A 17,628-nucleotide genomic window follows, 5' to 3' on the forward strand; every position below is an offset into this window, starting at 1 on the left:
GACTATGTTGGGGTGGGAAGACAGTGTCGCGACTCACACTCGGCCGCGGTGCAGCTTCGCAATTCACGGTGCAAAGGAGCATTCCATGATGGTTCGCGAGCTATCGCATTACGTTGACGGACAGCATGTCGGAGGCACTTCCGGGCGCTTCAGCGATGTCTACGATCCCTGCACCGGCGAGGTCCAGGCAAGGGTGCCCCTGGCCAGCACCGAGGAAGTCCGCAACGTTGTTTCCAACGCGGAGAAGGGCCAGCTGGAATGGGTGGCCATGAATCCGCAGCGGCGCGGACGGATCCTGCTTCGGTTCGTTGACCTGGTGAACCGGAACATAGATGAACTGGCCACCCTGCTGTCCTCGGAGCACGGCAAGACCCTCCTCGATGCGAAGGGCGACATCCAACGGGGCATCGAGGTGGTGGAATTCGCTGCCGGCGCCCCGCACCTGCTCAAGGGTGAATTCTCGGACAACGCGGGGGCCGGCATCGATGTCCACTCGCTGCGCCAGCCGCTCGGCGTCGTAGCCGGAATCACACCGTTCAACTTTCCGGCCATGATTCCGCTGTGGAAATCCGGACCGGCACTGGCTGCAGGCAATTCCTTCATCCTCAAGCCCTCCGAGCGGGACCCTTCGGTGCCGCTGCGCCTCGCCGAGCTCTTTACGGAGGCAGGCCTTCCGGCCGGTGTCTTCAATGTGGTCAACGGTGACAAGGAAGCGGTTGATGCCCTGCTGGAGGATCCGAGGGTCTCTGCCATCGGCTTTGTCGGCTCCACCCCCATTGCGCAGTACATCTATGCCACTGCCGCTGCACACGGAAAGCGCGCCCAGTGCTTCGGCGGCGCGAAAAACCACATGGTGATCATGCCGGATGCCGACCTGGATATGGCAGCAGATGCCCTGATCGGGGCCGGCTTCGGTTCCGCCGGTGAACGCTGCATGGCGATCTCCGTGGCCGTGCCGGTCGGCAAGGCCACCGGCGACGCGCTCGTTGCGAAGCTTGAGGAGCGGATCGCAGGTCTGAAGGTTGGCCACAGCCTCGCAGATGATTCGGATTTCGGCCCGGTGGTCGCGGCTTCCGCGAAGGAACGGATCGAAGGGTACATCCAGGCCGGCGTGGATGAGGGCGCCACCCTGCTGGCCGACGGGCGCGGCCTCGCGGTAGAGGGCTACGAGGGCGGCTTCTGGGTGGGGCCCACCCTCTTCGACCACGTCACCAAGGACATGACCATCTACAAGGAAGAGATCTTCGGTCCCGTGCTCAGCGTGCTCCGGGCAGAGGACTACGACGAGGCCCTCCGCCTGTGCAGCGAGCACGAGTTCGGCAACGGAGTGGCCATCTTCACCAGGGACGGCGACTCCGCCCGTGATTTCGCAAGCCGCGTCCAGGTCGGCATGGTGGGCATCAACGTCCCCATCCCGGTCCCCATCGCCTACTACACCTTCGGCGGCTGGAAGGCTTCCGGATTCGGCGACCTCAACCAGCACGGCGCGGACGCCTTCCGCTTCTATACCAAGACCAAGACGGTCACCACGCGCTGGCCGTCGGGGATCCGCACCGGTGCCAGCTTCGTTATGCCGGAAGGCAGCTGATGGGCCCCGGGACGCCTGTCACGGACGAGGTGCTGTTCGAATGCCGCGGCCGGCTGGGCGTGATCACGCTTAACCGCCCCCGAGCGGTCAATGCGCTGACGGCCGGCATGGCATCGGCCATGCTGGAGCAGCTCAGGCTTTGGGCCGGCGACGACGCCGTCGCGGCCGTGCTGGTACGGGGCTCCGGCGAACGGGGGTTGTGCGCGGGCGGCGACATAGTGGCCATCTACCGCGACATGCTCGACGGCGGCACTGCCACGGCCGCCTTCTGGGCGGAGGAATACACGCTCAACTCGCTTATTTCGAACTACCCCAAGCCTTATGTGGCCTTTATGGACGGGCTGGTGCTCGGGGGCGGAGTGGGTATTTCCGCCCACGGCTCCATCCGGATCGTCACGGAGCGGACCCGGCTGGGCATGCCGGAAACCACCATCGGCTTCGTGCCCGACGTCGGCGGAACCCTGCTGCTCTCCCGCGCGCCCGGGGAGGCCGGCACCCATGCAGCACTGACCGGCGCCCATCTGAACGCCGCCGATGCGGTGTACCTGGGGTTCGCGGACCGCTTCGTTCCGTCGGCGAAGCTGGCGGACCTCGCCCAGTCGCTCGAAAGCGAACCCGTGGACTCCGCCGTCGCACGCTTCGCAGAGGAGGCCCCGCCGTCCGGACTCGCAGGGCAGGACTGGATAGACACCTGCTATGCGGGGAACGATGCCGAGGAGATTCTGCGGCGGCTGCGGGCTTTCGACGGGCAGGCCCGGGAGGAAGCGGCCAAGGCTGCCGAGGCAATAGCAGCGAAGTCACCCACCGCGGTGAAAGTGGCGCTGGAATCGCTGCGCCGGGTGAAGGGGCTGGGCCTGGAGGAAGCCCTGGAACAGGAGTACCGGGTGGGCCTGAGGTTCCTCGCCGGGCCCGATTTCCGGGAGGGCATCCGTGCCCAGGTGGTGGATAAGGACTATTCCCCGCACTGGCGGCCTGCCACGCTGGCCGAGGTCAGCGGCGAGGACGTCGAATCCTATTTCGCGCCGCTGGGGAACCGTGAACTGATACTTTCCAAGGAGCACAACAATGTCTGAACCATTCGCTTCGGCACTGAACGCCGAGGAGCAGGCCGCTCCGGTCGCCTTCCTCGGGCTGGGCCACATGGGCGGGCCGATGGCCGTTCGACTCGTGAACGCCGGATACTCCGTAACCGGCTTCGATGTGGTGCCCGCCGCCCTCGAAACGGCTGAGGCAAACGGCATCGCCACGGCCGGCAGCGCCGCCGCGGCGGTGGCCGGCGCCGGCGTCGTCCTCACCATGCTGCCCAGCGGCAAACATCTGCTGGATGCGTATCGGGGCACCGGAGGCCAGCCGGGCCTGCTCGCCGCTGCCGCACCGAATACCCTTTTCCTGGATTGCTCCACCATCAACGTGGAGGAAGCCCGGGAAGCGGCAGAGCTCGCGGTTGCCGCCGGCCACCGTGCCGTAGACGCACCGGTCTCCGGCGGCGTCGTGGGTGCCGAGGCAGGCACTTTGACGTTTATGGTGGGCGCGTTGCCGGCGGACTTCAAGGCAGTCAGCCCGATGCTCGAAGTGATGGGCCGGCGCGTAGTGCACTGCGGAGATCACGGCGCAGGCCAAGCCGCCAAGATCTGCAACAACATGATCCTCGGAATCTCGATGATCGCGGTCAGCGAAGCCTTCGTGCTGGGCGAAAAGCTGGGCCTGACCCACCAGGCCCTCTTCGATGTTGCCTCGGCAGCCTCCGGCCAGTGCTGGGCGCTGACCACCAACTGTCCCGTGCCGGGTCCGGTGCCCGCCAGCCCCGCCAACCGCGACTACCAGCCGGGTTTCGCCGGAGCCCTGATGGCGAAGGACCTGAAGCTCGCCCTCAACGCACTCGAAAGCACGGGTGTCGCCGCGCAGTTAGGACCGCTCGCTTCTGCAATTTACGATGACTTTGCTGCGGAAGGCGGCGCGGGCCGGGATTTCTCCGGGATCATCACCGATATCCGGGACAAGTCCGCGCCCTAGCTTTTTGCGCACCGGACAAACGACACGATTTGAAACAGCAGCTGAAGGGCCAGACATGACGGAGCAGTACACCAGCATTCTCGTAGAACAGCGCGGGCGGGTGGGGCTCGTAACGCTCAACCGGCCCGAGGCGCTGAACGCGCTGAACAAGGCAACCATGGACGAACTCGTGAGGGCCGTGTCCGCCATGGATGCCGATCCCGCAATCGGGGCGGTCGTGGTGACCGGGTCCGGCAAGGCCTTCGCGGCCGGGGCGGATATCAAGGAAATGCAGTCCAAGGGCTACATGGACATGTATGCCGCGGACTGGTTCCGCGGCTGGGAAGACTTCACCCGCCTGCGCATCCCGGTGATAGCTGCAGTGTCCGGATTCGCCCTCGGCGGCGGCTGCGAGCTCGCGATGATGTGCGATTTCATTATTGCCGGTGACAATGCCAAATTCGGCCAGCCCGAAATCAATCTCGGAGTGCTCCCCGGGATGGGCGGCTCCCAGCGGCTCACCCGCGCCGTGGGAAAGTCCAAGGCGATGGACATGATCCTGACCGGGCGCTTCATGGGCGCCGAGGAAGCCGAACGCGCCGGCCTCGTTTCCCGGGTAGTCCCGGCGGCTGACGTGGTCGAGGAAGCGATGGAAGCCGCCGAGGCCATTGCCTCCAAGTCCAAGCCGGTAGCCATGGTTGCCAAGGAAGCCGTCAACGCAGCGTTCGAGACAGGGCTGGCCCAGGGAGTGCTCTTCGAACGGCGTGTCTTCCACTCGCTGTTCGCCACCGAGGACCAGAAGGAAGGCATGGCCGCCTTCGTCGAGAAGCGCAAGCCGGACTTCACCCACCGCTGAGGCGGCGCGTCCGGCCGTGCCGGTCAGTCGCTGAAGTCGCCGGCGTTCCTGCGGAAGCTGCCGAGGATCTGGATCAGCTGGTCCACATCCTGCTCGCCGAATCCGGACTGTGCGAACACCGCGGAGTTCAGGGCCAGGGTGGCCTGCTTGGCCAGCGTCCGCCCCTCCGGAGTGAGCTCAATCAGGGTGGTACGCCCGTCTGTGGGATGCGGTGAGCGGATCACCAGTTCCGCGTCCTGCAGACGGTCGACGGCGTTCGTCACCGAAGTGGGGTGCACCTGGAGAAGCGCACTGGCCTTGTTCATGGGCAGCGCGCCGCTGCGGGCAAAGCTGAGCAGGGTGAGGAGTTCATAGCGGGCAAACGTCAGCCCGAACGGCTTCAGGACCCCCTCAATCCGGGCCAGCAGAATCTGCTGGGTCCGCATGATGGCAGTGATGGCAGCCATCGGTGCGGCGACGTCGGACCAACCGTGCCGTTCCCAATTTCCCCTGGCATCCGCAATGGGATCACGCGGCAGCGGCGTTGCCACGGCACCCCCGGCTTCCCGTTATGGATTTCATAGGCCCAGCCTAGCTTTTCAGCGTCGGAAAGTCGGCTTCGGCGGCTCGGGGCCTGCCGACGAGCTCCGCGTTCCGGGCCCTGCCCGGCCACCGGCGGGATGGTGATCTACATCACGCTGCAATATAGTAGGACGTCCAAGGGTTAGGCGGAGCCGGTTCATTTCATACCGGATCACTACGAAGGGATGCTCCCCCGTGCAGACACAGAGACGTGCCACCGGACAGAACCGCACGGAGGCGGACAACGCGTTCGTCCCGCCTTTCCCGGACGTTGACCTCATGTACGTCGTTGACCTGCTTCCGCCGGAGGAACAGTCCCGCTATCTCGAGGTCCGCAGCTTCCTCCAGTCCCGGATCCGGGGCGCTTCGATCGATTACTGGAACAGGGAGGAATTCCCCTTCGAGCTGGTCGCGGAGCTGGGCAAGTACGGCCTCGGCGCCCTGCAGACAGACGGCACCTCGAAGCTGTTCAAGGGACTTATGTACGCGGAAGTGGCGCGGGCCGATGTTTCCCTCTCCGCCCTGGTGGGGATCCACAACGAGCTGATCGTCGGCATGGTTCACCAGCTCGGCTCGGAGGAGCAGAAGGCGCGCTGGCTGCCGGGCCTCACCGCCCTCACGCAGATCGGCGCCTTCGCCCTGACCGAACCCGATCACGGCTCGGACATAGCCGGCGGGCTGGCCACCACCGCGCGCCGCGAGGGGGACGAGTGGGTGATCAACGGCGCCAAGCGGTGGATCGGCGCCGGCACCATCGCCGACTTTGCCCTGGTCTGGGCGCGGGACGCCGCCGACCAGCAGATAAAGTGCTTCCTCGTCGAAACGGACCGTCCCGGCTACACCGCCGCAAAGATCGCAAACAAGATCGGCCTGCGCATTATGCAGAACGCGGACATCGTCCTCGACGACGTCCGCATCCCGGCGGCGAACCTCCTGCCGGGTGCCACCGATTTTTCCAAAGCCAATGAGCTGCTGCGCGATTCGCGTGCCTGGGTGGGCTGGCAGGCCGCGGGCATACAACTGGCCGCGTTCGACGTCGCACGTTCCTACGCCTTGAGCCGGAAGCAGTTCGGCAAAGAGCTCGCCCGGTTCCAGCTGATCCAGCAGCAGCTGGCCGAAATCCTGGGCAACGCCTCCGTCTCGCTCGCACTGATGGCACAGCTCGCCCGCATCCAGCAGGACGGCAAGCTCGAAATGGTGCAGGCGGCGATGGCCAAGTCCACCACTACCCGGCTGGCCCGGGCCTCGGTGGCCATGGGGCGGTCCCTGCTGGGCGGCAACGGGATCAGCACGGACTATGAGATGGGCAAGCTTTTCGGCGATGCCGAAATCCTCTACACCTACGAGGGCAGCTACGAGATCAATTCCCTGATCGTGGCGCGGGCCGTGACCGGGAAATCGGCCTTCGTCTAGGCAGCCGGATCCGCGTTAGGCGTGCGCGTAAGGCATGTGGGACACTGGAGGGCAGAACTTTTCGAATCAAAGGAGGCAGCTATGAGCAAGCGTGCACGCAAGCGTCGTGACCGTAAGCGCGGCGGCGCTAACCACGGTAAGCGTCCCAACGCCTAAGCAGAGCTTAGGTAGCCGCGTGGCCGGACGGCCAGGCACAAAGAACCCCCGGAACCTTTTGGTACCGGGGGTTCTTTGTGCCTGTGGTGAGGCCCGACGACGGGACTAGTGGTCCGCCGTCTGGATCTGGCTGATGCGGCTAAGGATGCTGGCCTTCAGCGTCTCGGGTGCTGCCTCAGTGCAGGACCGTTTGACGACCGAACGGATGACGCACTCAAGGTCATGTTCCTGGGCGCATTCGGGACAGCCGTCGAGGTGTTCCTTGATTTCCACCAGGTCCTCGTGGGACAGGGCGCCGTCCAGGTACTCGTACAGCCGTTCGATGCGGGCGTCGTCGCAATCGCCCAGGCTCTGGCAATCGCTCATAGCTCATTCCCCTGTTTCTTGGTTGATGCGCCGGCGGCTTCGGCTGCGGGCACTTTGCCCTTGATACCGCGCTCGTGTGCGTACTCCGCCAAAAGCTCGCGGAGCATCTTGCGTCCACGGTGCAGCCGGGACATCACAGTGCCGATCGGCGTATTCATGATTTCTGAAATTTCCTTGTACGCGAAGCCCTCCACATCGGAGAAATACACGGCAAGCCGGAACTCCTCCGGAATGGACTGCAGGGCATCCTTGACATCGGAATCCGGCAGGTGGTCCAAAGCAACTGCTTCAGCGGACCGAAGCCCGGTTGAGCTGTGCTCAGCCGCACGGGCCAGCTGCCAGTCCTCAACGCCGTCGGAGTTGGCCTGCAGGGGTTCCCGCTGCCGCTTCCGATAAAGGTTGATGTACGTGTTGGTCAGGATGCGGTACAGCCAGGCCTTGAGGTTGGTCCCCGGCCGGTACTGGTGGAAAGCGGAGAAAGCCTTGGTGTAGGCCTCCTGCACGAGGTCCTCCGCGTCCGAGGGATTGCGAGCCATGCGCATGGCGGCGGAATAGAGCTGGTCCACATACTGCATGGCGTCCTGCTCAAAACGAAGCTTGCGTGCCTCATCCGATTCGGTGGCAACGTCGAGTTCGAAGTTTTCCACGTGGGGGCTGCCTTCCGGCGCGTCAGTTCTCATCACCTCCCAGTCTACGGTGCGGGCGGGAACCCGTACGCGTAGCTTCGGCCCGCGGGCAGTCGGCGCTGAGTTCAGCGTGGCGGCTGGCACGATGCTTTTCTCCTGACTGTCGACAAAGCACATCCTGATACTGGTGCCAACGACGACGCCGGGCCCGCTATTCCCGTTCCCTCCCCGGCAGGCGGCGGGAACGGCCAGCCGAGGGGCCGCGGGACGAAACGTGTGCCGCAGGCCGCAAAATGCCAGACTAAGGTGGAAGCAGCACCAAATGTTGTTTTTTTCGCGTAACTGAGGGATTTCCCAGGAGGCACTATGTCGATAGTCCGTTTGATTGCCCGACCTTTGCTCGCAACCGGCTTCGTGGCTGTAGGCGTGGAGCGCCTTCGCAACGCTGACCAGACCGCCGAACAGCTCGCCCCCACGCTGAAGAAGATCGGCAGCACCGTTCCGGCCGCCGCAGCATTCACGTCCAATCCGGCACTCGTAGCCAAGGTTGTCGGCTACACGCAGGTCGGCGCAGCCTCGATGCTCGGCACGGGCAAGTTCGCCCGCCTGGCGTCCCTCCTGCTCGCCGGCACCGCCGCACTGAACTCCGTGGTGGAATACCGCAATGCCGAGGCTTCCACCGCGGCCGAGCGCAAGGAACGCCGCAACCAGCTGCTCAAGAACCTCTCCCTGATCGGCGGCGTCCTGCTCGCTGCCGTTGACACCAACGGCCGTCCGGGACTTGCCTGGCGCGCCGGGCACCTTGCCTCGGGCACCAGCCGCAAGACCCGCGCCGTCTCCAAGTCGGTTTCGAAGAGCACGCGCAAGCAGCTCAAGGCAGTGTCCAACGCCGCTTCGGACATCGTCGGTTCCTAGCAGCAATGAGTGCTCCGAATGCCGGGGTGCCGGCTACCTGGCCGGCACCCTTCGCCACCTCGCCCGTCGACGCAACAGTCGCGGTGCCGGGTTCGAAGTCGCTGACCAACCGATACCTGGTCCTCGCCGCCCTTGCAGACGGCAGGTCCCGGCTGCGGGCACCCCTGCATTCGCGGGATTCGGAGCTTATGGTCTCCGCCCTGCGCTCCCTCGGAGCCACCGTTACGGAAATCCCCGGCGACGGCAGCTTCGGCCCGGACCTGGTCATAGATCCGGTCCCGGCAGCAGCCCCGGGCACCCGGCAGATTGACTGCGGCCTGGCCGGGACGGTCATGCGCTTTGTCCCGCCCCTGGCAGGACTCGTCACCGGAACCACCGGGTTCGACGGCGATCCCCACGCCCGCACCCGGCCCATGTCCGCCATCATCGACGCCCTGCGCTCGCTCGGGGTGCAGGTGGACGACGGCGGCGCCGGTTCCCTGCCCTTCACCGTCACCGGCTCCGGCAGCGTTGCAGGCGGCCGCCTGGAAATCGATGCCGGCGCCTCCTCCCAGTTCGTCTCGGCCCTGCTGCTGGCAGCACCCCGTTTCGACAACGGCCTGCACCTGGTCCACCGCGGCAGTACGCTGCCCAGCCCGGACCACATTGCCATGACGGTCTCCGTACTGCGCGGCGTCGGCGTAGACGTTGATGATTCCGTTCCCAACGAATGGCGGGTGACCCCCGGCCCCATTGCCGCCTTCGACACCGTGATTGAACCGGACCTGTCCAATGCCGGGCCTTTCCTCGCCGCGGCGCTGGTGGCCGGCGGGACCGTGCGCGTGACCGGCTGGCCCGCCTCAACCACCCAAGTGGGCGATAAGTGGCAGAGCATCCTCCCGGCCCTGGGCGCGTCCGTGGACCTGGCCGACGGCACCCTCACCGTCACCGGCACCGGCCGCATCCGCGGCGCCGACCTGGCAGACACCAGCGAGCTGGCCCCGACAGTTGCCGCACTCTGCGCCCTTGCAGATACGCCGTCCCGCCTCACCGGGATAGCGCACCTCCGCGGCCACGAGACGGACCGGCTGGCCGCACTCGTCACCGAAATTAACCGGCTCGGCGGCGACGCGGAAGAAACATCCGACGGCCTGGTCATCCGGCCGTCGACAATGCACGGCGGCACCTGGGAAACCTACGCGGACCACCGGATGGCCACTGCCGGCGCCCTGATCGGCCTGGCCGTGCCCGGCGTCGTCATACGCGACATCTCCACAACAGCCAAGACCCTGCCGCAGTTCCCCGAACTCTGGCAGCAGCTGACCCGATCGGCGGAAGCATGACACGCAGTACCAGCGGCTGGGACGAGTCCGATGTCCGGGTCCGTCCGAACAAAAAAGGCTCCCGGCCCCGCACCAAGGACCGCCCCGCCCACGACGACGCCGTCATCGGGCGGATCATCACCGTGGACCGCGGCCGGTATACCGCCGTGGTTGATGAAGACACCGCCAACGAGCGCACCGTCATTGCCGCCCGCGCCAGGGAGCTGCGGCGCACGCCGGTAGTCGCCGGGGACCTGGTGGCGCTGGTCGGTGACGTAAGCGGCGCTCCGGACACCCTCGCCCGGCTTGTCCGTGTCGAGGAACGCCGCACCCTGCTGCGGCGCAGCGCCGACGACACAGATCCCGTGGAACGCGTGGTGGTGGCCAACGCCGACCAGCTGGTGATCGTGGTTGCTGCCGCCAACCCCGAACCCCGAACCGGCTTCATCGACCGCGCCCTCGTCGCTGCGTACGACGCCGGGATCTCCCCCGTCCTCTGCATCACCAAGGCGGACATCAAGGACCCCGCCGACCTGCTGGCCAACTACGAACACCTGGACATGGACGTCATTATCAGCCGCACCGCGGCAGCTGATGCCTCGGGCATCGATGCGCGCTCCGACGACGGCCTTTCCGCACGCCTCCAGGGCACCGCCGTCGAGGCCCTCCACGAGGTGCTGAAGGGCAACGTCAGCGTCCTGGTGGGGCCCTCCGGAGTCGGCAAATCCACCCTGGTCAACGCCCTGACGGGTTCGGCCCGGGCCACCGGCGGCGTCAATGCCGTCACCGGCCGCGGCCGGCACACGTCCTCCTCGGCACTGGCCCTGCGGCTGAGCGACTCCCCCGCAGGCAGCTGGATCATCGACACCCCGGGCATCCGTTCCTTCGGCCTGGCCCACGTGGACCCGGACCGGATCCTGCAGGCCTTCCCCGACCTTGAGCCGGGAACGGCCGACTGTGAGCGCGGCTGCCGGCACGATTCCGTCGCCGTCGGCTGCGGGCTGGACCCGTGGGTGGAAGGCGGCCATGCGGGCCCGGCGGGCCCCGCGCGGCTCGCGTCGCTGCGGCGGCTGCTGGGCACCGGAACCCGCACGGAGAACAAGTCGTCCGCGAAGGAGCTCGGCGAGCAATAGCCCCACGGACGGCGGAGTTCCCGCCGCCGAAGAATCCACCCGGGAATCATGAGGACACCGCCCGCTAACGGGCCTAATGCGGGGCTGTGCCCGCCGAATAAGGATAAGTTGAAGAGTATGCCCTTCGTTCAGAACTACAACGATGACCTGCGCTTGGCCCATGTGATGGCTGATTCCGTGGATGACCAGACCATGTCGCGCTTCCGGGCCCTGGATCTGAAGATCGAGACCAAGCCGGACTTCACACCGGTAACCGACGCCGACAAGGCCGCTGAAGATGCCATCCGCGGGCAGCTCTCGCGCGCCCGGCCCCGCGATGCCGTACTGGGCGAGGAATTCGGTTCCAGCGGCTCCGGCCCGCGGCGCTGGATCATCGATCCGATCGACGGCACCAAGAACTTCATCCGCGGCGTCCCCGTGTGGGCCACCCTGATTGCACTGGTGGACGACGGCGTCCCGGTGGTCGGCCTGGTCAGCGCGCCCGCGCTGGGCAAGCGCTGGTGGGCAGCCACCGGCACGGGGGCCTACATGGGCCGGTCCCTGGCTGCGGCCACCCGCCTGCACGTCTCCAACGTTTCCCGGCTGTCCGACGCCTCGATGTCCTACTCCAGCCTCGGCGGCTGGAAGGACCGCGGCAACCTCGAAGAATTCCTGGACCTGACCGAGTCCGTTTGGCGTACCCGCGCCTACGGCGATTTCTGGTCCTACTGCATGGTGGCCGAGGGTGCCGTGGACATTGCCTGCGAACCCGAACTGAACCTTTATGACATGGCGGCCCTCGTTCCGATCGTGACCGAGGCCGGCGGCCGCTTTTCCTCACTCGACGGCGAGGACGGCCCCTTCGGCGGAAACGCGCTGGCGACCAACGGGACGCTGCACAGCGAAGTGCTGCAGCGCCTGAATCCCGATCTGGACGACCTCCTGTAACTGTGGGCACCTCCGGACCACGGCTCGAGGCGCTGCGCCGCCGGCAGCTGGCGGACAGCTACCAGGCGGGCGGGGAACACTACGACCGCATCCGCCCCGGCTATCCGGCCGAGGCCGTGAAGTGGTTGTTCGCCCGTCCCGGCATCCCCGACGGCCCCGCGGTCCGGGACGTGGCCGACGTCGGCGCCGGCACCGGCAAGTACACCCGGGAGCTGCACGCCGCCGGACTGGATGTCTGCGCCGTCGACCCGTCCCGCGACATGCTCGACCAGCTCTCCCGGCTGCTGCCCGACGTTCCGGTGCGGGTCGGCAAGGCGGAGCAGACGGGCCTGCCCGCCGCTTCGCTGGACGCCGTGACCGTGGCCCAGGCCTGGCACTGGTGCGATCCTGCCGCGGCGAGCCGGGAGTTCGCCCGCATCCTGCGGCCGCACGGGATCCTCGGCCTGGTCTGGAACCAGCTCGACGTGAGCATCCCCTGGGTCCACCGCTATTCGCGCATCATCCATGCCGGAGATGTCCTGCGCCCTGGCTTCCGGCCCGAGCTCGGACCGGAGTTCACGCTGGAAGAGTCCTCCACCGTAGCCTGGACGCAGCCGATGACCCCGGAAGACCTGTTTGAGCTGGCCCGGTCACGTGCGTTCTATCTGTCGGCCGGCGCTGCCGCGCGGGAAAAACTGCACTCGAACCTGTCCTGGTACCTTTACGAGCACCTCGGACACGCACCGGGGGACGTCCTGGACCTGCCCTACCTCACGCTGACGTGGCGGGCAGTACGGGCGGGGTTGTCCGTCTGACCCCTGGTGCGCCGCCTTCCCCGCCTACCTACAATTGTCCAAGTCCGGCATGGCGGGTGTTTAGGAGAAATGCGTATGGTCTTCACCTTCGGCATCGAAGAAGAGTTCCTCCTCATGGATGCCTCCACCGGGTTCCCCACCGGAGCCCAGGAACTGACACGCGCCCTGATCTCCCCGGAGCACGGCGTCTTCTCCAGTTCCGCCGAGCTATTGGACGCACAGGTGGAGAGCTCCACCCGGGTCTGCACCACCCGGGAGGAGGCCCTGGACGCCCTGTTGGGGTTCCGCTCCCGGCTGGCCGAAGCGGCAGCGTCGGCGGGCGTACGGGTTGCCCCCACCGGAGCGGCACCGCGGATCCAGGAGGGACCGCCGGTGCTCAATTCCTCCGACCGGTACCAGCGGATGGGAATCCTGACGGGAGCCGTCGCGCACGAACAGTACGTCAACGGCACCCACATCCACGTCGGCATCCCCTCCCGCGACACAGGGGTACGCGTACTGAACGGGCTCCGCCCCTGGCTCGCGCTGCTCGGTGCCGTTGCCGCGAATTCCCCCTATTGGCGGGGACAGGACAGCAGTTTCGCCAGCTGGCGCATGGTACACTACCGGCGCTGGTCAGTACAGGGCTGCCCTCCCCTGTTCGCCGATGCGCAGGACTACACCCGACGGCTGGAAAGCCTGCTCGCCACCGACGTGGTGCTCGACGCCGGCCATGTGGGCTGGGCGGCACGGCTCTCCGATACCTTTCCCACGGTCGAGGTCCGCATTGCGGATGCCCAGCTCCAGGCCCGGGACTCCCTGCTGCTGGCAACCCTCGTGCGGGCGCTGGTGGCCACCCTGGCGTCTGCCGTCCCCGCGGTTCCGGCAGCCGTCCCGGATCCGGAACTGCTCGACGTCGGCCTGTGGCAGGCTGCCCGCTTCGGCATGAGCGGTAACCTGGTTTCGCATCCCGGCGGCAGCCTGCCCGCGGCCGATCACCTCTCTGCGCTGTTGGAGTATGTTGCACCGGCGCTGGAGGAAGCCGGCGACCGGGAATACGCGGTTGCCGGCGTCGCCCGCGTCCTTGCCGGCGGTACCGGCGCGGAACGGCAGCGCACCGCCTTCCGGTCCGGCGGTTACGCGGGTCTCGCGGACCTTTACACCCGCAGCCTCAGCGCCGAATAGCCGGCTTGGCCCCCGCCTTAGCCCCCCGCATAGGTGGAAATGTCCAGGATCCGGGCTTCCCAGGGGCGCAGCAGGTGATGGTCGCCGGGGTCGGGGTAGTTGCCCAGGACGAGGCTTCCGGCCTCCAGGTTGGACGGCACCCCCAGCTCCTCGCCGGACACGTTGCCCAGGACCAGCAGCGCCCGATCCCCGCGGGTGCGCTTATAGGCAAACAGTGTCGGATGCCCCGGGTCCAGCAGGTGGAAGTCCCCGAGCGACACCAGGTCCGATTCGTGCCGGAGCCGAACCAGCTCCCGGTAGTAGCCGAAGACGGACTGCTCGGCGGCCCGGTCCGTTTCCACGTTGACCGAGGGGTAGTTCGCAGCCACCGGAATCCAGGGTTCCACTTCGGAAAAACCGGCATTCTCGCCCGCGGTCCACTGCATGGGGGTGCGTGCGTTGTCCCTGCTCATCCGGCGCAGCGCTTCCAGGACCCGTTCCCGGTCCATCCCCTGTTCGAGCGCCTCCGCATAGTAGTTCAGTGATTCCACGTCCCGGTATTGGTCTATCGAGGTGAACCCGGCGTTCGTCATGCCGATCTCCTCGCCCTGGTAGATGTAGGGGGTGCCCCGCTGCAGGTGCAGCAGGGTGGCCCACATGGTGGCTGATTCGTACCGGTACCGCTGGTCATCCCCGAAGCGGGAGACGACGCGCGGCTGGTCATGGTTGTTCAAGTACAGGCTGTTCCATCCCCTGTCGGCGAGCCCGCGCTGCCAGCGGTTCCAGCTCGTTTTCAGCTCCGGCAGGGACAGCGGCCGGTGGTCGAACTTGCCGGTGCCCTGGTCCAGGCTGACGTGTTCGAACTGGAACACCATGTCCAGCTCCCGCCGCTGCGCATCGGTGAACAGCAGCGCCTGTTCGACCGTGACTCCGGGCGTCTCCCCCACCGTCAGGTACTGGCCGCTGCGGCCGTCGAAGACCTCCCGGTGCATTTCCTGCAGGAATTCATGGATACGCGGCCCCGATACGAAGTACGGCGATCCGTCGCCCCAGATCCCGCCGGTTTCCACCACTCCGTCCGGCAATGCCGGGTCCTTCGAAATGAAGTTGATGACGTCCATCCGGAATCCGTCCACGCCCCGGTCCAGCCACCAGTTCATCATCGCGTACACCTTTGCCCGGACCCGGGGGTTCTCCCAGTTCAGGTCCGGCTGCTGCGGGGTGAACAGGTGCAGGTAGTACTGGCTGGTGAGTGGATCGAAGGTCCACGCCGAACCGCCGAAAAACGAGCGCCAGTTGTTCGGCTCCGCCCCCGGTTCCCCTGGTTCGAAGCCCGGGCGGGCGTCCCGCCACCAATAGCGGTCCCGCTTCGGCGACGTCTTGTTCCTGGAGGACTGGAAGCCCGGGTATTCGATGGAGGTGTGGTTGACCACCAGGTCCATGATCAGGCGGATGCCGCGTTCGTGCAGGCCTTCCAACAGGAGGTCGAACTGTTCCTCCGTGCCGAACATTTCGTCGATCCGGCGGTAATCGCTGATGTCATAGCCATTATCGAACTGGGGCGACTGCTGGATCGGCGACAGCCACACCACGTCCACCCCCAGTTCGGCCAAGTAGTCCAGGTGTTCGATGATGCCGCCGAGGTCGCCGATGCCGTCACCGGTCGAGTCTGCAAAGCTGCGGGGATAGATCTGGTAGACGACGGCGTTCGTCCACCAGGCGGGATCGTTGGGAGGCACCATGGACGGCCGTCCTTTCAGCGTGTCCTGTGCATAATACGTCCGAGCCGTCAGCCCGCACAGGGCTGCCGGGAGTTACAGTGCAGGCTCTGCCCGGGACGGCAGTTTTCCTTGTACGTGCCCGGGCGCGGCACTAACGTTGGCGCTGCCGACAGGTTCCGTATGCGGACCTGCCCCGAACTCTAGCGTTTGGAGTAACTGACATGGCAACACTGACCGTTTGGAAATTTTCGGATGCGGACGCTGCGGAACGCGCCACGCAGACCCTCGCCAGCCTCCAGTCCCAGGGCCTCATCGCTGTCCAGGACGAAGCCATCGTGACCTGGCCTGAAGGGCGCAAGAAGCCCAAGACCATCCAGGAACACAACATGGTGGGGGCCGGTGCCTTGGGCGGCGGCTTCTGGGGACTTCTTTTTGGGCTCATCTTCTTTGTTCCGCTCATCGGTGCGGCGGTGGGCGCCGCCATCGGCGCGATGTCCGGCTCCATGGTGGACGTGGGGATCAACGACGATTTCATCTCGCGGGTACGCCAGGAGGTCACTCCCGGCACCTCGGCGTTGTTCGTCCTGTCCTCCGATGCGGTGGAGGACCGGGTAGCCGAGGCCTTCAAGGACTTCTCGGGGGTAAAGCTGATCTACACGAACCTCTCCAAGGATGAGGAAGCCAACCTGCGGGATGCCTTCTTCGAGTCAACGCCGGCCTAGGGCGGATATTTCCCCTGCACGACGGCGGGGCGGCGGCCGGGCGGCCGCCGCCCCGCGGTGCGTGCGGCGATGCTTCAACGCGTATCGTTTAACTGATGACTACTCGACGCCAGGCCGCCCTGATCCTTGATATTCCGCTTGAAATGGCCATCCGCCACGGTATTCCCGCGCACGTGGATGACGCCGAGCTGGCACGGATGCAGGCCGACCCGCCCGGATGGCTGGTCCAGTCCAGGGCCAACCGCACCGGAAAACGTCCCGTGTGGGTACAGCTTTCCTGCACAGTCTGCGGCTACACGGAGGCTGCCCGACCCAAGAAGTGGTGGCCCGAGTTCACCTTCATAGCGTGCGAAGACCACCGGGTACGGGAACTTCCCGAGCTGGCCGCCGGATCAGTCCGCACCGAGTACCCGGGAGTGGGCTCCCGCTTCATCGGGGTAGTGGACGCCCCGGCTGAGCCGGCCGAGGCCTGACCCGCTCGCTGCCCCGCCGGACCGTTCCGGCCGGGGCCTGTCCGGGCCGGAACGGCCGGGCCGGAACCTGACCGGCGCCGGCCGGTCACATGCCTAGCGTGCGGCAGTCAGCCCGGTGCGGGCCGGAACGGCCGGGCCGGAACCTGACCGGCGCCGGCCGGTCACATGCCTAGCGTGCGGCAGTCAGCCCGGTGCGGGCCGGAACGGCCGGGCCGGAACCTGACCGGCGCCGGCCGGTCACATGCCTAGCGTGCGGCAGTCAGCCCGGTGCGGGCCATAGCGTCGGTATAGGCAGCGCGCATATCGTCCAGCGCCTCCTGCTGACGTTCCGCGGTGGCGCCGAAGGACCGCCCGGAAAGCGAGCGGGCCTTGTAGACCTTGATGCTGCGACGGTAGATCATCCGGTTCTCGGTCTTGAGGAACAGCGCGGCGAGGCGCTGCGCCTCGGTGCCGTGGGCCACGATGACGGAAGCGCGGGGCACCAGGGCCAGGAAGCGCAGCAGCGGCCGCAGCCCCTCCTGGACCTGTTCCTTGCTCAGCTTGCCATTGGGCTCACCCGGCACATGCCACGGGTAGGCGTTCCACGGCATAACGAACTCCGGCCGCAGTCCTGCCTGCCAGTGCACGCCGAGCAGCCGTGCCACGGCCTCATTGTCACCTGCCGTGATGAACCCGGACTCGTGGGCGGTGCCGATGTTGGAAAACAGGCTCACGATCCGGCATTCCCCGATATCGTGCATGGGATCGACGTAGGGCACCTGGCTTCCCGGCTTCATTTCAGCCAGGGAGTCGCAAAGCTGGTTCACCTCAGCGACATTGGGCTCATAGCGTCGGTTCCAAAGGTCGTCATGCTGGGATTCGAGTGCCGGGCTTTGCATAAAGTGGTGCGTCTCCTACAAGGTCTTCCGACCGGTTATATCGCCCGCTCCGGGTCCTGCCGG

At 66.4% G+C, this 17,628-nt stretch carries 19 protein-coding genes; 14 read left to right on the forward strand and 5 right to left on the reverse strand.

Features of this window, described 5'->3' with window-relative positions; all coding sequences use genetic code 11:
- Positions 1–88 precede the first annotated feature (88 nt).
- From N2L00_RS11070 to N2L00_RS11085, 4 genes are read left to right on the forward strand one after another with little or no spacing between them, the layout of a single operon-like run.
- Positions 89–1,588: a CoA-acylating methylmalonate-semialdehyde dehydrogenase gene (locus N2L00_RS11070; protein WP_255862822.1), complete on the forward strand. Its 1,500-nt coding sequence runs from the start codon at positions 89–91 to the stop codon at positions 1,586–1,588.
- Positions 1,588–2,661, forward strand: coding sequence for an enoyl-CoA hydratase/isomerase family protein (locus N2L00_RS11075; protein ID WP_255764675.1), 1,074 nt, complete (start codon positions 1,588–1,590; stop codon positions 2,659–2,661). Before N2L00_RS11070 ends, N2L00_RS11075 begins: the two co-directional genes overlap by 1 nt.
- Complete coding sequence (gene mmsB, locus N2L00_RS11080; protein WP_255764676.1) at positions 2,654–3,601, forward strand: 3-hydroxyisobutyrate dehydrogenase; 948 nt, start codon at positions 2,654–2,656, stop codon at positions 3,599–3,601. The genes N2L00_RS11075 and mmsB overlap by 8 nt, the downstream gene beginning before the upstream one ends.
- Before the next feature lie 55 nt (positions 3,602–3,656).
- Positions 3,657–4,436, forward strand: a complete 780-nt coding sequence (locus N2L00_RS11085) for an enoyl-CoA hydratase (protein ID WP_255764677.1) — start codon at positions 3,657–3,659, stop codon at positions 4,434–4,436.
- A 23-nt stretch (positions 4,437–4,459) separates the two neighbouring features.
- Here the strand turns inward: N2L00_RS11085 and N2L00_RS11090 are convergent, their stop codons facing one another.
- Positions 4,460–4,966, reverse strand: coding sequence for a MarR family winged helix-turn-helix transcriptional regulator (locus tag N2L00_RS11090; protein ID WP_255764678.1), 507 nt, complete (start codon positions 4,964–4,966; stop codon positions 4,460–4,462).
- A 310-nt stretch (positions 4,967–5,276) separates the two neighbouring features.
- Between N2L00_RS11090 and N2L00_RS11095 the strand changes: the two genes are divergently transcribed.
- Both N2L00_RS11095 and N2L00_RS16225 read left to right on the forward strand, forming a co-directional pair.
- The gene (locus tag N2L00_RS11095) at positions 5,277–6,410 is read left to right on the forward strand and encodes an acyl-CoA dehydrogenase family protein (RefSeq protein ID WP_255765689.1); all 1,134 of its coding nucleotides are present in this window, start codon (positions 5,277–5,279) and stop codon (positions 6,408–6,410) included.
- 81 nt (positions 6,411–6,491) lie between these two features.
- Positions 6,492–6,566, forward strand: coding sequence for a 50S ribosomal protein bL37 (locus tag N2L00_RS16225; protein ID WP_104061284.1), 75 nt, complete (start codon positions 6,492–6,494; stop codon positions 6,564–6,566).
- A 105-nt stretch (positions 6,567–6,671) separates the two neighbouring features.
- Here the strand turns inward: N2L00_RS16225 and rsrA are convergent, their stop codons facing one another.
- Entirely contained in the window at positions 6,672–6,932 is a 261-nt protein-coding gene (gene rsrA / locus N2L00_RS11100) for a mycothiol system anti-sigma-R factor (RefSeq protein WP_255764679.1), read from the reverse strand.
- Positions 6,929–7,612: a sigma-70 family RNA polymerase sigma factor gene (locus N2L00_RS11105; protein WP_227918318.1), complete on the reverse strand. Its 684-nt coding sequence runs from the start codon at positions 7,610–7,612 to the stop codon at positions 6,929–6,931. The genes rsrA and N2L00_RS11105 overlap by 4 nt, the downstream gene beginning before the upstream one ends.
- Positions 7,613–7,924: 312 nt before the next feature.
- Between N2L00_RS11105 and N2L00_RS11110 the strand changes: the two genes are divergently transcribed.
- From N2L00_RS11110 to N2L00_RS11135, 6 genes are all read left to right on the forward strand, one after another.
- Positions 7,925–8,473 (forward strand): DoxX family protein, encoded by a 549-nt coding sequence (locus tag N2L00_RS11110; RefSeq protein ID WP_229949595.1) that lies wholly within the window; start codon positions 7,925–7,927, stop codon positions 8,471–8,473.
- A gap of 5 nt (positions 8,474–8,478) precedes the next feature.
- A complete protein-coding gene (gene aroA, locus N2L00_RS11115) occupies positions 8,479–9,795 on the forward strand; it encodes a 3-phosphoshikimate 1-carboxyvinyltransferase (protein WP_255764680.1) in 1,317 nt (438 codons plus the stop codon).
- Complete coding sequence (locus tag N2L00_RS11120; protein WP_227918321.1) at positions 9,792–10,907, forward strand: ribosome small subunit-dependent GTPase A; 1,116 nt, start codon at positions 9,792–9,794, stop codon at positions 10,905–10,907. Before aroA ends, N2L00_RS11120 begins: the two co-directional genes overlap by 4 nt.
- 117 nt (positions 10,908–11,024) lie before the next feature.
- Positions 11,025–11,834, forward strand: coding sequence for a histidinol-phosphatase (gene hisN, locus N2L00_RS11125; protein ID WP_227918322.1), 810 nt, complete (start codon positions 11,025–11,027; stop codon positions 11,832–11,834).
- Between the two features lie 2 nt (positions 11,835–11,836).
- On the forward strand, positions 11,837–12,628 hold the full coding sequence (locus N2L00_RS11130) for a class I SAM-dependent methyltransferase (RefSeq protein WP_255862720.1): 792 nt from the start codon (positions 11,837–11,839) through the stop codon (positions 12,626–12,628).
- Between the two features lie 69 nt (positions 12,629–12,697).
- Complete coding sequence (locus tag N2L00_RS11135; protein WP_255764682.1) at positions 12,698–13,792, forward strand: glutamate--cysteine ligase; 1,095 nt, start codon at positions 12,698–12,700, stop codon at positions 13,790–13,792.
- A 17-nt stretch (positions 13,793–13,809) separates the two neighbouring features.
- Here the strand turns inward: N2L00_RS11135 and N2L00_RS11140 are convergent, their stop codons facing one another.
- Positions 13,810–15,513, reverse strand: a complete 1,704-nt coding sequence (locus tag N2L00_RS11140) for an alpha-glucosidase (RefSeq protein WP_255764683.1) — start codon at positions 15,511–15,513, stop codon at positions 13,810–13,812.
- 200 nt (positions 15,514–15,713) lie between these two features.
- Between N2L00_RS11140 and N2L00_RS11145 the strand changes: the two genes are divergently transcribed.
- The gene (locus tag N2L00_RS11145) at positions 15,714–16,214 is read left to right on the forward strand and encodes a DUF1269 domain-containing protein (protein ID WP_255764684.1); all 501 of its coding nucleotides are present in this window, start codon (positions 15,714–15,716) and stop codon (positions 16,212–16,214) included.
- Between the two features lie 95 nt (positions 16,215–16,309).
- Positions 16,310–16,687 carry a hypothetical protein gene (locus N2L00_RS11150; protein ID WP_255764685.1) on the forward strand — a complete coding sequence of 126 codons (378 nt, stop codon included), beginning with the start codon at positions 16,310–16,312 and terminating at the stop codon, positions 16,685–16,687.
- A gap of 245 nt (positions 16,688–16,932) precedes the next feature.
- Here N2L00_RS11150 and N2L00_RS11155 read toward each other — a convergent pair whose 3' ends face one another.
- Positions 16,933–17,565 (reverse strand): uracil-DNA glycosylase, encoded by a 633-nt coding sequence (locus N2L00_RS11155; RefSeq protein WP_255764686.1) that lies wholly within the window; start codon positions 17,563–17,565, stop codon positions 16,933–16,935.
- Positions 17,566–17,628: the final 63 nt, after the last annotated feature.

It is taken from the genome of Arthrobacter sp. zg-Y1171 (genome assembly GCF_025244845.1).
In the GTDB taxonomy this organism is placed as follows: Bacteria; Actinomycetota; Actinomycetes; order Actinomycetales; family Micrococcaceae; genus Arthrobacter_B.